The organism is Acinetobacter sp. AYS6, from assembly GCF_025630795.1.
GTDB lineage: Bacteria > Pseudomonadota > Gammaproteobacteria > Pseudomonadales > Moraxellaceae > Acinetobacter.
In genome coordinates, this window is the sequence record NZ_JAOTNV010000010.1 from 33,588 (window position 1) to 46,635 (window position 13,048).

The 13,048-nt window shown below is 38.9% G+C and carries 17 protein-coding genes, 1 tRNA gene and 1 riboswitch; of the genes, 9 read left to right on the forward strand and 9 right to left on the reverse strand.

Annotated elements, in window-relative coordinates; genetic code table 11:
* The first annotated feature begins 145 nt into the window (after nucleotides 1-145).
* The 5 genes from OD757_RS15885 (at nucleotide 146) to panD (ending at nucleotide 2,713) form a co-directional block, all read left to right on the forward strand.
* Nucleotides 146-220: transfer RNA gene (locus OD757_RS15885), tRNA-Gln, on the forward strand.
* Between the two features lie 36 nt (nucleotides 221-256).
* On the forward strand, nucleotides 257-1,207 hold the full coding sequence (locus OD757_RS15890) for a ribose-phosphate pyrophosphokinase (protein WP_002120445.1): 951 nt from the start codon (nucleotides 257-259) through the stop codon (nucleotides 1,205-1,207).
* Nucleotides 1,208-1,302: 95 nt separating this feature from the next.
* The gene (rplY, locus tag OD757_RS15895; RefSeq protein ID WP_009393890.1) at nucleotides 1,303-1,599 is read left to right on the forward strand and encodes a 50S ribosomal protein L25; all 297 of its coding nucleotides are present in this window, start codon (nucleotides 1,303-1,305) and stop codon (nucleotides 1,597-1,599) included.
* Between the two features lie 20 nt (nucleotides 1,600-1,619).
* Nucleotides 1,620-2,201 (forward strand): aminoacyl-tRNA hydrolase, encoded by a 582-nt coding sequence (gene pth, locus OD757_RS15900; protein WP_003653332.1) that lies wholly within the window; start codon nucleotides 1,620-1,622, stop codon nucleotides 2,199-2,201.
* A 131-nt stretch (nucleotides 2,202-2,332) separates the two neighbouring features.
* Complete coding sequence (panD, locus tag OD757_RS15905) at nucleotides 2,333-2,713, forward strand: aspartate 1-decarboxylase (protein ID WP_002120296.1); 381 nt, start codon at nucleotides 2,333-2,335, stop codon at nucleotides 2,711-2,713.
* Between the two features lie 46 nt (nucleotides 2,714-2,759).
* On the opposite strand, the gene OD757_RS15910 is transcribed toward panD, so the two are convergent.
* Nucleotides 2,760-3,320 (reverse strand): GDYXXLXY domain-containing protein, encoded by a 561-nt coding sequence (locus OD757_RS15910; RefSeq protein WP_263032460.1) that lies wholly within the window; start codon nucleotides 3,318-3,320, stop codon nucleotides 2,760-2,762.
* Nucleotides 3,317-5,101: a DUF2157 domain-containing protein gene (locus tag OD757_RS15915; protein ID WP_263032461.1), complete on the reverse strand. Its 1,785-nt coding sequence runs from the start codon at nucleotides 5,099-5,101 to the stop codon at nucleotides 3,317-3,319. The genes OD757_RS15910 and OD757_RS15915 overlap by 4 nt, the downstream gene beginning before the upstream one ends.
* A gap of 176 nt (nucleotides 5,102-5,277) precedes the next feature.
* Nucleotides 5,278-5,428: riboswitch (FMN riboswitch) on the forward strand.
* 90 nt (nucleotides 5,429-5,518) lie between these two features.
* Here OD757_RS15915 and ribB point away from each other — a divergent pair.
* Nucleotides 5,519-6,178 carry a 3,4-dihydroxy-2-butanone-4-phosphate synthase gene (ribB, locus tag OD757_RS15920; protein ID WP_151767212.1) on the forward strand — a complete coding sequence of 220 codons (660 nt, stop codon included), beginning with the start codon at nucleotides 5,519-5,521 and terminating at the stop codon, nucleotides 6,176-6,178.
* A gap of 59 nt (nucleotides 6,179-6,237) precedes the next feature.
* On the opposite strand, the gene OD757_RS15925 is transcribed toward ribB, so the two are convergent.
* Nucleotides 6,238-6,912, reverse strand: coding sequence for an HAD-IA family hydrolase (locus OD757_RS15925; protein WP_263032462.1), 675 nt, complete (start codon nucleotides 6,910-6,912; stop codon nucleotides 6,238-6,240).
* Nucleotides 6,913-7,009: 97 nt separating this feature from the next.
* Between OD757_RS15925 and OD757_RS15930 the strand changes: the two genes are divergently transcribed.
* Entirely contained in the window at nucleotides 7,010-7,777 is a 768-nt protein-coding gene (locus OD757_RS15930) for a hydroxymethylpyrimidine/phosphomethylpyrimidine kinase (RefSeq protein ID WP_263032463.1), read from the forward strand.
* A gap of 43 nt (nucleotides 7,778-7,820) precedes the next feature.
* On the opposite strand, the gene lysM is transcribed toward OD757_RS15930, so the two are convergent.
* The 6 genes from lysM to OD757_RS15960 all read right to left on the reverse strand — a co-directional run bounded on the left by lysM (nucleotide 7,821) and on the right by OD757_RS15960 (nucleotide 11,491).
* Nucleotides 7,821-8,294 (reverse strand): peptidoglycan-binding protein LysM, encoded by a 474-nt coding sequence (gene lysM, locus OD757_RS15935; RefSeq protein WP_009393958.1) that lies wholly within the window; start codon nucleotides 8,292-8,294, stop codon nucleotides 7,821-7,823.
* A 186-nt stretch (nucleotides 8,295-8,480) separates the two neighbouring features.
* Nucleotides 8,481-8,717, reverse strand: a complete 237-nt coding sequence (gene acpP / locus OD757_RS15940) for an acyl carrier protein (protein WP_004641570.1) — start codon at nucleotides 8,715-8,717, stop codon at nucleotides 8,481-8,483.
* Between the two features lie 84 nt (nucleotides 8,718-8,801).
* Nucleotides 8,802-9,536 carry a 3-oxoacyl-ACP reductase FabG gene (fabG, locus tag OD757_RS15945; protein ID WP_004794212.1) on the reverse strand — a complete coding sequence of 245 codons (735 nt, stop codon included), beginning with the start codon at nucleotides 9,534-9,536 and terminating at the stop codon, nucleotides 8,802-8,804.
* A complete protein-coding gene (gene fabD / locus OD757_RS15950; RefSeq protein ID WP_009393944.1) occupies nucleotides 9,533-10,519 on the reverse strand; it encodes an ACP S-malonyltransferase in 987 nt (328 codons plus the stop codon). The genes fabG and fabD overlap by 4 nt, the downstream gene beginning before the upstream one ends.
* A gap of 151 nt (nucleotides 10,520-10,670) precedes the next feature.
* Entirely contained in the window at nucleotides 10,671-10,856 is a 186-nt protein-coding gene (rpmF, locus tag OD757_RS15955; RefSeq protein WP_000290730.1) for a 50S ribosomal protein L32, read from the reverse strand.
* 74 nt (nucleotides 10,857-10,930) lie between these two features.
* Nucleotides 10,931-11,491: a YceD family protein gene (locus OD757_RS15960; protein WP_009393966.1), complete on the reverse strand. Its 561-nt coding sequence runs from the start codon at nucleotides 11,489-11,491 to the stop codon at nucleotides 10,931-10,933.
* A gap of 96 nt (nucleotides 11,492-11,587) precedes the next feature.
* Between OD757_RS15960 and OD757_RS15965 the strand changes: the two genes are divergently transcribed.
* Nucleotides 11,588-12,250 carry an elongation factor P hydroxylase gene (locus OD757_RS15965; protein WP_263032464.1) on the forward strand — a complete coding sequence of 221 codons (663 nt, stop codon included), beginning with the start codon at nucleotides 11,588-11,590 and terminating at the stop codon, nucleotides 12,248-12,250.
* Between the two features lie 89 nt (nucleotides 12,251-12,339).
* Nucleotides 12,340-12,957 (forward strand): L-threonylcarbamoyladenylate synthase, encoded by a 618-nt coding sequence (locus OD757_RS15970; protein WP_003653356.1) that lies wholly within the window; start codon nucleotides 12,340-12,342, stop codon nucleotides 12,955-12,957.
* Nucleotides 12,958-13,048 lie beyond the last annotated feature (91 nt).

The window sequence follows — 13,048 nt, forward strand, 5'->3', positions numbered from 1 at the left end:
GGCACCGGGTTTTGATCTCGGCATCCGTTGGTTCGAATCCAGCCGCCCCTGCCATTCTCTTATTTTAAAGACAGACTTAATTGCTATGCTTTTTGTTGATTAATCTTGACATTGCATTGCAAAAATATTAAAGTTCTGCCGCATTAGGGGCGTCGCCAAGTGGTAAGGCACCGGGTTTTGATCTCGGCATCCGTTGGTTCGAATCCAGCCGCCCCTGCCATCTATTTAATTACATACCAACCGCCAAGGGTGCTTCATGCCCAATCTTGTCGTTTTTAGTGGAAATGCTCATCCACAGTTCGCTCAAAAAGTCGTAAGTCACTTACATATCCCTCTAGGTGCTGCATCAGTCGGTCACTTTTCTGATGGAGAAATTTCAGTAGAAATTACTGAAAATGTTCGTGGCAAAGACGTATTTATCGTTCAGCCTACTTGTGCCCCTACCAATGATAACCTTATGGAAATCTTGGTTATGGCAGATGCTTTGCGTCGTGCAAGTGCTGGTCGTATTACCGCAGTTATCCCTTATTTTGGTTATGCTCGCCAAGACCGTCGCCCACGTTCTGCACGTGTGCCGATTACAGCTAAAGTTGTTGCAGACATGCTTACCACTGTTGGTATTGATCGTGTCGTAATGATTGACTTACATGCTGACCAAATTCAGGGTTTCTTCGATATTCCAGTCGACAACATCTATGGTACTCCTGCTTTACTTGCTGACTTACGTCAACAACAGCATGATAACCTTATGGTGGTTTCTCCTGACGTTGGTGGCGTAGTACGTGCTCGTGCCGTTGCTAAACAGATGGGTGACATCGATTTAGCAATCATTGATAAACGTCGTCAAAAAGCCAATGAGTCGCAAGTTATGCACTTAATTGGTGACGTGAAAGATCGTGATTGCGTTATCGTAGATGACATGGTGGATACTGCTGGTACATTGTGTAAAGCAGCTGATGCGCTTAAGCAATTTGGTGCACGCCGTGTAGTTGCATATGCAACTCATCCTGTACTTTCAGGTAAGGCTATTGAAAACTTACGTAATTCAGTTATTGATGAATTGGTTGTTACTGACACCATTCCTCTTTCTGAAGAAGCACTAACCTTGGGCAAAATCCGTCAGGTTTCTGTTGCTAGCATGGTTGCTGAAACGATTCGTCGTATTAATAACGAAGAGTCTATCAGTGCGATGTTCGATAGTTTATAATATTGCAGCTTTTCTTAACCCTGGCCTTGGCTGGGGTTTTCTATCACTAAACTGGTCGCAAGTTTAGTCTATTTAACTTTAATGAGGATTTACTCATGTCAAACTTCGTATTAAACGCTCAAGCGCGTGCTGAAGACAAGCAAGGGAAAGGTGCGAGCCGCCGCCTTCGTCGTGAAGCTTTAATTCCAGCTATCATCTATGGTGGCGAAGCTGAGCCTGTAAGTGTTACTTTAGAACTTCGTGAGCTTGTAAAAGCTTTAGAAAACAAAGCATTCTTTGAAGAAGTTGTAGAAATCAAAGTGGGCGACAAAGTTGAAAACGTTAAAATCCAAGCGTTACAACGTCACCCAGCAAAAAACACTCCTATGCACGCTGACTTTAAACGCGCATAAGTGTTAAAAGGCGTAGATTAGTGTCAAATATTTCGCTAATTGTTGGTTTGGGCAATCCTGGTTCAGAATATGCCCAAACCCGTCATAATGCAGGTTTTTGGTTCATTGAACAGCTTGCTAATAAATATGGCATTACATTAAAAAATGATCCGAAATTTCACGGAATCAGTGGACGTGGTAATATAGAAGGACACGATGTCCGTCTACTTCTACCCACTACATTTATGAACCGTTCTGGACAAAGTGTAGTTCCATTTGCGAAATTTTATCAAATTGCTCCCGAAGCAATTTTGATTGCTCATGATGAACTTGATATGAACCCTGGTGTAATTCGTCTAAAAACAGGCGGAGGGCATGGTGGTCATAATGGTTTACGTGACATTGTCCCTCATATTGGTCCAAATTTTCATCGTTTACGTATTGGTATCGGACATCCTGGCTCGAAAGAAAGAGTTTCAGGTCATGTACTTGGTAAAGCACCAAGTAGTGAACAAAGTCTGATGGATGCAGCAATTGATCATGCCCTTTCTAAAGTGAAACTACTTGTTCAAGGTCAAGTTCCACAGGCCATGAATCAAATCAATGCATATAAACCCACTTAAATTGTTGAACAATCAAGCTTGCTATCTTGCTTTTTTAGGAGCAAAATGCGCATCAGCCACTTTGCCAACAGCAAAAGCTATAGATTTCATCATAAGATCTTAATCTTAGGTCTACTCAGGAGACGCTAGCCATGCTATCTCGTTTATTAAAATGCAAAATTCACCGTGCAGTTGTAACCCATGCTGAACTTCACTATGAAGGTTCTTGTGCAATTGATGGCGTATTGATGGACTTAGCTGGTATTCGTGAATATGAAGAAATTCATGTTTGGAATGTAACCAATGGCAAACGCTTCACAACCTATGCGATTCGTGGTGAAGATAACTCTGGAATTATTTCGGTAAACGGCGGTGCTGCACATCAAGCAGACGTTGGTGATTTAGTGATTATTGCTACATTTGGTGATTTTACTGAAGCTGAAGCAAATATTCATAAACCACGTTTGGTCTATGCGAATCCAAATAATACAGTCAACCATACAGCGAATTGTATTCCTGTCCAAGTTGCTTAACTTATTCTAAGAATAAAAAAGCCCGCATTGACGGGCTTTTATAATTTTATAAATCTTTAATAGCTCCTTCCCACCAACTCTTTTGTTTTTCGCAATTTAATGATTGAAGCTTTTCTCCTCGTAAATTAAACAAGATCGCTTCTCCTTCAGGATTTACCTTAAATTCAGCATATTTTGCTTTCTGATAGCATTGAGCTAGACCTTCTGCAAATAAGAAACTTCTTGAAGCTGGATATAAAGCCTGTAAACGATTTTCAGGATTTTTTAAAATTAAATTTTGCCCAGTAAATGAATTGTTAGCATCTAAAATTGTGCGGACTACTCGATTTTGCGAATCCAAAATAACTTTTGCTGGAACAGAAGAATGATTAAAAATTACCTGATCTAGAGCCTTACTCTCACTTCCTGCAAGAGCTTTAAGTGATTGTAAATTTAATTCATAAGCCAGTGCCATATAGTCACCTTGTAAAATTGAGCGGGGGTCAACTGGTTTAAGCTCAATGAAAATACTTTTACTATGTTGCAAATGCCATTCATTCTTCACTACTAACGCCGCAAAAAATAATATGGTGGCTAATGCAAGAATAAGAGAAAAATACTTCTTCATTCTTTCTCTCCTTCAACAAGATCATTTTTATTTTCGCGGTGAAGTAACCAAGACAGAGCCAATAGAACAACACCAGAAATAAAAATAGATGCGCTCTTAGCTAGAAAATTTATTTGTAGATTGTAATAAAGCTGCCAGAATACAAAAACAAATACTGCTAAGCTAACTCCATAAACCACATGGTCTTTCTTTTTTAACGTCCACGTTAAAATAATCAACAGGATAAAAATTTCAAAATATCCCAATGCAATAAGTAATATGCCAAAAGTTAAAAAGGCAAAAAATGCTGCTCCTTTAAGTTGTTTATATAAATAAAAAGAACTAAAGCATAATAACCAAAGACTAGGTAACAGATAGAATACCCCTAACTTCTGGTCCACCGAATTATCTAGGGCTAGCCCCATAAAAGTATCGAAAAAAGAAGCTACTAGAATTACTACAAGCACACATAAAAAAATACTACGCTCATATAGAGCTATTGATCCCTTCTTAGGTAAGAGCACCAAACTAAAAACCAAATAATTGAGCAAAGTTAAATTTAAATAAGTTTGATTAGAATGTATTGACCACAATGAATGATCCAGTTGTAGCAAATAGATAAAAGCGATGCCATATGTGGCAAGCATTTGAATTAAAATAAAGAACCAATGTAGTTTAAGAAAATAACTAATACACAGAATAAAAATCTGTGCAATTAAAACCCATAGAATTCGATCTGTTTCTGAACCGAGATGAAATAGGAAAGCAGACTGTCCACTAATAAATAAACAATAGGCAAATTGTCGAAAGAAATAGCTTTGTGATTTCTTTAAAAGAACAGTAGCTAATCCTACAAAAATAATTCCAATGACTAAAGAAATAGCCTCCCAAAATACCAGCGTAAAAGCAGCAAGCGCTAAACCTGCAAGCCAAGCACCAATTGCCAATGGAATGATATAAAAACGGCTTTGACGAAAAATTTTTATTAAAAGATAGCTAATCAACGCAAACCAAATAAAAATAATGCCAGCAATCAATAAAAAAATGAACTCATTAGAATCTTTGAATAAGTTATTAATTCCATCTACCAGCCATATTGTAGCTGTCACCCCGAGAACAGCAGCCATTAAACTGGCACATAGCTGATCATTTTTTTTGAAGAAATAATAAAAAGCAATTATCCCTAAAAAGAAAGCAGAGATCAGATAAGCAATATTTTCATTCGATAGATATTGAATCATTCCAATGATTGAAATAACAGCAAACCATGCGATAAAGACAAATCTTAAAGCACGATACTTCTTTATACATACCCAAAATTCGACAAGGCTTAATAAATTTAGAGCAAATAGATATAAATAAGGAAATTTTTCTGACCAAAAAGTCTGCTTAAAAAATAAAAAGAGTGTAAGTTGACTGGTAATACAAATTAAAGTAAAAATTCCAATATTGGGGCGATATAACCACGGTAGTAAAAGTAATGTCCAAAGTAAGAAAAGCAAATAGCTGTCTGCACCTGTTTGATAGACCTGCCCGATTACAGCCAAACTTAGGCCTATCATCAAACCGCAAACACCATGTAAAGTCTGCCTAACTCCTTCACTTAAGGTATCTTTTACGCTGATCCATGCTGTCACAACTAATATAAGTGGAGGGATGACTAGCTGAATGCTGTCTGGCAGCATTAACCAGTTAGCAGCAATTAAATAAAGAATACTGACAGCCATAAATACATAACTGAAAATATGGAGATGCTGAATAAATAAAGTATTCCTAAGGGGATAATCATCTCTTATCTGCATGAAACACCTATTTTATTTATAATTTTCTATAAAAAACATAGCATTCCATTTTCATATCAACAAGTAAGCTCTTGTTAAAAAGCCTATTTCTGTTTGCGAAAATACTTATTCTTAAAGAAACTTAGCATTCTATAAAAGCATCTAGCCAATTTTATCAAGCGCGTTATAATAAAACCCATCGCTTCAGGGCGGGGTGTAATTCCCCACCGGTGGTAAAGTTAATTTTTATTGATAAATTAACAAGCCCACGAGCTTAAATTGTGTAATTTGAGCAGATTTGGTGAAACTCCAAAGCCGACGGTATAGTCCGGATGAAAGAAGACGACGAACTGGGATAAATCCGTTTTATTTCAGTAACAGCCTGTTTTTACATCAGTCCTGAAATGTTCAACCGTATTTTTACGAGAGCGTTTCATTATGTCTAGCTTAATTCAACCAGAACTTTTTTTCTCAGCCCTCTCTCCTGCTGAGCAACGCATTCAACAAGCATTAGAAGATATCCGTCAAGGCAAACCTGTCTTGGTTATGGATGACTTCGACCGTGAAAATGAAGCAGATCTCATTGTTGCAGCCGAAACTTTAACAGTAGAAACAATGGCACGTATGATTCGTGATGGCTCAGGCATCGTATGTTTATGCCTTACAGAAGAGTTAGCAGATCATCTAGAACTTCCACCAATGGTTTCTCAAAACTCAAGCCAGTTTCATACTGCTTTCACAGTAACAATAGAAGCAGCTCAAGGTGTTACCACAGGTGTTTCTGCTAAAGACCGTGTTACTACCATTCAAACTGCAATTAAAGATGGTGCTGTCCCAAGCGATCTTAACCGTCCTGGCCATGTTTTTCCTTTACGTGCACGTAATGGTGGAGTACTTACTCGCCGAGGACATACCGAGGGAACAATTGATCTAGCAAGACTAGCTGGGCTTAAACCTGCTGGCGTGTTATGCGAATTAACTAACCCAGACGGTACTATGGCATCAGGTATTCAAGTTTTGGCTTATGCGCAAACTCATCACTTAACCGTGATTACCATTGAAGAACTTGTTCAATACCGCCAACAGCACGGTGTTTAAATAAAAAAAGGTTTGGCTTTATATCAAAGCCAAACCTTTAAATTAAAACTTACTTATATTTAAGAAACTTTCTTTTGTGCTGCCATTTCTTCAACATAGTCCAAGAGTTCAGAGAATTGATTAATCATTGCTTTTGGCTGTGCTTGAGCAAGTTCCTCTGCTGTTCCATAACCATAAGTCACAGCTACCGCCTCAATACCATTATGACGTGCACCTAAAACATCATATTGACGGTCACCCACCATTAAACATTCTTCTGGGTTTAGTTGCTCATGTTCCAAAATATAATGGATAAGGTCAGCTTTATTAGTCCGCTCACCTGTCAACTCACTGCCATAAATATGTACAAAATATTGACTTAAGTCAAAATGATCTAGGATACGTTTTGCATAAATCGTTGGTTTAGCAGTTGCAACGAATAAACGATACCCCTCTTCTTTCAATGCATTAAGTGTTTGGGCAACCGATGGATATACTTCATTTTCAAATAAGCCCGTAACTGAAAACCGCTCACGATAAGCAAGTAAAGCTTGTTCAGCTAAAGCATCATCTTGCGTATCGAGAAGTTTTGCTAATGATGCTTTTAATGGGGGGCCAATTGTCCAGTCAATATTTAAATCGGCAGCTAATGGAAAGCCCAACTTATCCATTGCATAGCGAATTGAAGTATGGATACCTACTTTTGGGTCTGTTAAGGTTCCATCTAAATCAATCAAAATATGTTTTATAGCCATTCAATCACTAACCCAGTAAAGTATTTAATTCAATTGGTCGAGAGTTTAATCAAACTCTCTTATACTAACGTAAATTTAAATTGAAAAGGAAATAACCGTGCGTCCAACCGTACTTTGTTTCTCGGGTTTAGACCCTTCAGGTGGTGCAGGTTTACAAGCTGATATTGAAGCGATTGGACAAAGTGGTGCTCATGCAGCAATTGCATGTACAGCTCTTACCATTCAAAACTCACAACAAGTATTTGGCTTTGAAGCAACCTCAAAAGAACTATTATTAGCCCAAGCAAATGCCGTAGTAGGTGATTTACCGATTAAATGCGTTAAGTCAGGCATGCTCGGCACTACAGATAACATTGCTGCTCTAGCGGAATTTCTTCGTGCACATCCTGACTATCAATATGTACTCGACCCAGTGTTGGTGGCAAACAGTGGTGGTTCATTAGGTGATCAAGCAACTCTTGTCAAAGCTTTCGTTGAGCTTATTCCCCTAGCCACTGTTATTACTCCAAATACAGTCGAATTACGTGCTCTAACAGGAATCGAAAACTTAGAACAAGCGACCCAGAAACTTTTCGAAATGGGTGCTAAAGCTGTATTAGTCAAAGGTGGGCATGAAGATACACCAAATCATATTAAAAATAGTTTATATATTAATGGTGAACTTGCGGCGAGTAGTAGTTGCCCCCGCTTGGAGGGTGAGTATCACGGTTCAGGATGTTCTTTAGCTAGTTTTATTGCTGGTCGTTTAGCTTTAGGTGATTCTTTAAAAATTGCTGTACAGCATGCTGAAACATGGTTATTTGGGGTTTTAAAAAATGCCGAGACTCCGGTACCAAATGGGCAAAAAATACCAAAAAGATTTTAAAAAGAAAAAAAGGCGCTCAAAGCGCCTTTTTTATTAGCTTCAATTATTGAGGAATACGTAAAACTTGTCCTGGGAAAATCTCATCAGGATCTTTTAGCATTGGTTTATTTGCTTCAAAGATTTTTGGATACTGATTTGCATCCCCATAAACTTCTTTCGCGATTTTTGAAAGGTTGTCGCCAGATTTCACTGTATAAAATTTGCTTTCTGGTTCAGGAGTCGCAACAGTCATCTGGTCATCTACGTGTGCCACATGATCAATATTCCCAACAATAAGAATAATTTTCTCTTTGTCTGCTTGGCTTTTTACCTGTCCTTTAATGATTGCAGTATCATTTGAACCGTTATAGGTAACAGATAAACCTTCTACCCCTAGGCCTAAACTCTTAATTAAACCTAATAATTTATTTGCAATTTCTTGTGCAGATGGTTCTGCTGGTGTTGCTGGAGCTGGTTGTGGTTCTGCTGGTGCGGTATTTTTCTTACCAATACCTTTTACAAAATCAAAAAGACCCATCTTTTAGTCCTCATATTATTGTTTATAGTAAAGTCATTAAACTGACCTTTATTGTTATACTTCAAAAAAGTGATACCTCTGCTATCAATTAAGGTTGATCTTGTAAAAATATGTATCTCTTAATTTTTTTCTCAAATAAAAAAAGCCACCTTACGGTGGCCTTCTTTTTATTCAGCAATATGCGAATTAACCAAGTTTTTTAGTTACATAGTCAATTGCAGATTGAACAGTAGTGATTTCGTTAGAATCTTCATCAGGGATAGTGATGTCGAAGTCGTTTTCGAAAGACATTACAAGTTCAACTAAATCTAAAGAGTCAGCACCTAAGTCATCCATAAAAGATGCTTCGTTTTTAATTTCTTCAGCTTTAAGACCAAGTTGTTCTGCAACCGCTTGTTTAACGCGTAGTTCGATATCGCTCACAGGAATTCTCCTCATTGCTCGTGGCGTTTGATTTGCCACTAGTTTAATTGAATATAAAAATTTTTAAAAGTTTATACATCAGCCTTAGGCCATGTATAAACCACCATTTACATGTAATACCGTACCGGTAATGTAACCTGCTTTATCACTTGCAAGGAAACTCACCGCATTTGCGATATCTTGTGGCTCACCTAAGCGATTCAAAGCCACTTGATCACTCATTTTTTTGCGAATGTCTTCACTAAGTGCATCTGTCATTTCTGTTGCAATGAAACCTGGTGCCACACTGTTCACAGTGATTTGGCGGCTACCCATCTCTTTTGCAAGACTACGGCTAAACGCTTCAATACCTGCTTTTGCAGCAGAGTAGTTCGCTTGACCTGGGTTTGCAAAGTGTGCAACAACAGAACTAATATTAATAATGCGGCCAAAGCGCGCTTTTGTCATACCTTTAAGCACACGTTTAGATAAACGATATACAGCTTTGAGGTGAATGTTGAGAATATCATCCCAATCATCTTCTGACATGCGTAGCAATAAATTGTCTTTCGTGATACCTGCATTATTAACCAAAACAAGCACAGGGCCATAGTTCTGTTCAATATGAGAAACGACTGCTTCAATCTCATCGAGATTACGCACATCGAGAGCTAAACCTGCCCCTTGCTCACCAAAGCTTTCACTTAACTTTTGTGCGCCAGATTCAGATGTCGCAGTACCTACAACAAAATAACCGTCTTGAATAAGTTGCTGGGCAATTGCAGCGCCAATGCCCCGACTCGCGCCCGTTACTAATGCAACTTTGCGTTCTTGTGTCATGCAATTTTTCCTTCTGCCACTAAAACAGCATTTAGGGCATCTTCCATTTTACTCTTGCTATCAATAGCAAAAGCTTTTTCTATATTTGGTAAACGCTTCGCGAGATTACTCAATACTGTACCAGGGCCACACTCAACAACGTAGTGAATACCTTGGTCTTGTAAAAACTGCATCGTATCTGTCCATTGTACAGACTGGTACAATTGAGCAGTTAACGCCTGACGCAATTGAGCAACATCGGTAGCTATTCCCGCGTTGACATTTTGTATTACAGGAATGGTAGGCAGCTCAATGGCAGTTTGTTCCAAAGCTTCTGCAAATTTTTCAGCAGCAGGTTTCATCAATGAACAATGCGATGGAACCGACACAGGTAAAGCAATTGCCTTAGCAGACTGCTCTTTTGCCAAAGCCATCACTTGTTGTACAGATGCTGTACTTCCAGCAATCACGACTTGACCTTGTGAATTATAGTTTGCAGCTTCTACTGAACCTTGGCCTTCTGCATTTACGATTTGGCAAAGTTCAACCACTTTTTCATCGGCTAAACCAAGGATTGCAGCCATAGCTCCTTCCCCTTGAGGAACAGCGTTTTGCATGAGTTTACCACGCAAATTCACGAGTTTCACTGCATCTGCCAAGCTCATAGATCCAGCAGCAACCAAAGCGCTGTATTCACCTAGAGAATGCCCTGCAAGGTATTTAGGTGCCAGACCACCTAAATCAAGCCATACACGCCATAGAGCGATACTGGCAGTTAATAACACAGGTTGGGTATTTTCTGTTTGGTTGAGTCCTTCGCCACTTTGCGCAATATGCCATAGATCGAATCCAAGTGCATCCGAAGCTTCAGCAAAGGTTTGACCAACCCCACTAAACTGTTCTGCTAGTTCAGCAAGCATACCGACTTTTTGTGATCCTTGCCCCGGAAACACAAACGCAGTTTTTGTGGCTAAAGCTACTTGTTCAAGACGTTTAGCAGACATAAGAAATCCTTTTTTGGGTTTTCACTCATTTCTGGAGCGGAAATTTAACATGTTATTTATATTTTTATAATTGCGAAAAACAACAAAAAAAGGGAGCTTTCGCTCCCATTTTTTCTATACTTAAGCATCACGCTTAATGCATATCATACAATTATTCAGCATCAGCTGCTTTAGCGAATAATTGACGACCACGGTAGAAACCGTCTTTAGTCACGTGGTGACGACGATGAGTTTCACCAGTTGCTTGGTCTACTGTTAATGCATTCTCGGTTAAAGCGTCATGTGAACGGCGCATGTCACGGCGAGAGCGACTTTTACGGTTTTGCTGAACGGCCATGATGGCTCCTTACAAAGATCGAAAAAATGGATCAGAACAAATTCAGTTGTCTTATCTCACAATTATATCACAAATTATGAGTTAAGTTTACCCTTCAAACCTGCCAAAACATCAAACGGATTATCCCGTTTTTCTTCAACAACATTTTGAATGGTAGGTTGATGTTTATTTTCACAAGCATCATGCTTGGGAGATAAAGGCACCAACAATAACAGTTCATCTTCTAGTAATGCGAGCAAGTTAATCGAGGCTGGCGTATCATAATCGCCTTTCGTCGAAGACTCACTTTCACCTAAAACGATGAAATCAGCATCCTCATCCAAGCGCTCTATCAGTGACTCATCATCCATTAATGCAATATGAAAGTCCAAGACAAGAGGCATTTCAACAGGTTCCAAACAACGTTGGCACTCCATTGGAACTATCGTGTCCATATGACCATCCATCCACACAATGCGATGATATGCATCCATTGATAGCTTACAGTCTATGTTAATCAATTGATTATCAATTGATCCAACAGCTTCACGAGCGATACGAGCAAAGCGAGACAAGGGCAGTTGACCTGACCATGTAAAGCCTTGTTCAGCCCATTTAAACGGCTCAATCTGTGCCGGAAAGGTATTTGCTGACATAATTAAGGCGGCAATTCTACAAATTCATCGGTACTCTGTCAAAGATTAAGATACAATTTTGCACTTCTTTAGACAGAACTCGGGGTAAATTAAGCAATGCACCTGTTGCAGCCGCAACCTGAAGTTAACACTTCATTACTCGTTTGCACCCATTCAACTCATCAGAACTCTCTTGTACCTGACATAGTGCAACTCTCACCATGGTCAAGCTCAAAATCGGAGTCTGAGCAAGTCGATTGGCTTATTTTACACTTTAATCACTGGTTTTCCCACCATAATGTGACATTAGTTCGTGGAGATTTTGAACCAGAATATTTCCCGGCAACAAATCAGGGTCCAGCTAGAATCCAATTCGCCCATGGTTTTTTGAACAGCGCCTTGCATGAAATCAGCCATTGGTCGATTGCTGGTGAAAAACGTCGCCTAATGCCTGATCTTGGATATTGGTATGCTCCGGATGGCCGTACTCAAGAACAGCAAAGTCTATTTGAACAAGTAGAAATTAAGCCGCAGGCTATTGAATGGTTGTTTGCACAGTCTTTTGGTAGAAAATTTAGAGTCTCTCTGGATAACCTGACAGGTGATAGCGGAGATGGCAAAATATTTAAAGATAATGTTTATGCTCAAGTACAACGTTACTTTTCACGCGAAGCCAAGTTGCCACGTGATGCAGCAGCATTTATTGGTTTGATTTGCCAATGTACACGTTCGGGTACACCGTTACAATTAAATGAATTTAAACGTGAACTCCTTGATTAATTGACAATAAAACCACGTTAACTACTTGCATAGGTTATTTAAAAAGCCTAATAATTATTTTAAAACTGGCGTGATGGAGTATCTAAAATATGATGCATTTACATGTACATCCTGAAAATCCACAGCAACGCCTCATTAGCCAAGCGGTTGAACGCATTCGTGCCGGAGATGTTGTGGTTTACCCTACCGATGCTGCCTACGCAATTGGCTGTCAGATCGGTAATAAAAATGCTATGGAACGTATTGCACAGATTCGCGGTTTAGGGCCGAAGCACCAATATGCAATTATGTGCTGTGATTTATCTGATATTGCAACTTATGCAAAAGTTGATAATGCAACTTATCGTTTATTAAAAGCAAATACCCCAGCCATTACGACTTTTATTTTACCTGCTACCAGTGAAGTTCCGCGTAGGTTAATGCATCCTAAAAAGAAAACCATTGGCTTACGTATTCCAAGTAACCCAATTTGTCAGGCTTTATTAAAAGAACTTGGTGAACCCTTACTCACCAGTACATTAATTTTACCAGGTCAAGAAGACCCTCTAGATGACCCATATGACATAGAAAATCAGTTAGATAAACGAATTGATGTATTCATTGACGGTGGTTTCGGTACTTTAACAAGCACAAGTATTGTCGACTTATCGGGTGAACATCCTGAAATTATCCGTCGTGGCATTGGCGATGTAAGTGCTTTTGAATAAGCACTTACATTTTTTACCAATAGTTTTAAAAAAAGTATTATCACTTAAAAAAATACTCTTTATTTATTTTGGATTTTTTTTACACTTTAGT

What these genes read in the sequence shown, in the direction of transcription:
- OD757_RS15890 (WP_002120445.1), top strand. Translation starts at nt 257, where the DNA reads ATGCCCAATCTTGTCGTTTTTAGTGGAAATGCTCATCCACAGTTCGCT.
- rplY (WP_009393890.1), top strand. Translation starts at nt 1,303, where the DNA reads ATGTCAAACTTCGTATTAAACGCTCAAGCGCGTGCTGAAGACAAGCAA.
- panD (WP_002120296.1), top strand. Translation starts at nt 2,333, where the DNA reads ATGCTATCTCGTTTATTAAAATGCAAAATTCACCGTGCAGTTGTAACC.
- OD757_RS15910 (WP_263032460.1), bottom strand. Translation starts at nt 3,320, where the DNA reads ATGAAGAAGTATTTTTCTCTTATTCTTGCATTAGCCACCATATTATTT.
- OD757_RS15915 (WP_263032461.1), bottom strand. Translation starts at nt 5,101, where the DNA reads ATGCAGATAAGAGATGATTATCCCCTTAGGAATACTTTATTTATTCAG.
- ribB (WP_151767212.1), top strand. Translation starts at nt 5,519, where the DNA reads ATGTCTAGCTTAATTCAACCAGAACTTTTTTTCTCAGCCCTCTCTCCT.
- OD757_RS15925 (WP_263032462.1), bottom strand. Translation starts at nt 6,912, where the DNA reads ATGGCTATAAAACATATTTTGATTGATTTAGATGGAACCTTAACAGAC.
- lysM (WP_009393958.1), bottom strand. Translation starts at nt 8,294, where the DNA reads ATGGGTCTTTTTGATTTTGTAAAAGGTATTGGTAAGAAAAATACCGCA.
- fabG (WP_004794212.1), bottom strand. Translation starts at nt 9,536, where the DNA reads ATGACACAAGAACGCAAAGTTGCATTAGTAACGGGCGCGAGTCGGGGC.
- fabD (WP_009393944.1), bottom strand. Translation starts at nt 10,519, where the DNA reads ATGTCTGCTAAACGTCTTGAACAAGTAGCTTTAGCCACAAAAACTGCG.
- rpmF (WP_000290730.1), bottom strand. Translation starts at nt 10,856, where the DNA reads ATGGCCGTTCAGCAAAACCGTAAAAGTCGCTCTCGCCGTGACATGCGC.
- OD757_RS15960 (WP_009393966.1), bottom strand. Translation starts at nt 11,491, where the DNA reads ATGTCAGCAAATACCTTTCCGGCACAGATTGAGCCGTTTAAATGGGCT.
- OD757_RS15965 (WP_263032464.1), top strand. Translation starts at nt 11,588, where the DNA reads ATGCACCTGTTGCAGCCGCAACCTGAAGTTAACACTTCATTACTCGTT.
- OD757_RS15970 (WP_003653356.1), top strand. Translation starts at nt 12,340, where the DNA reads ATGATGCATTTACATGTACATCCTGAAAATCCACAGCAACGCCTCATT.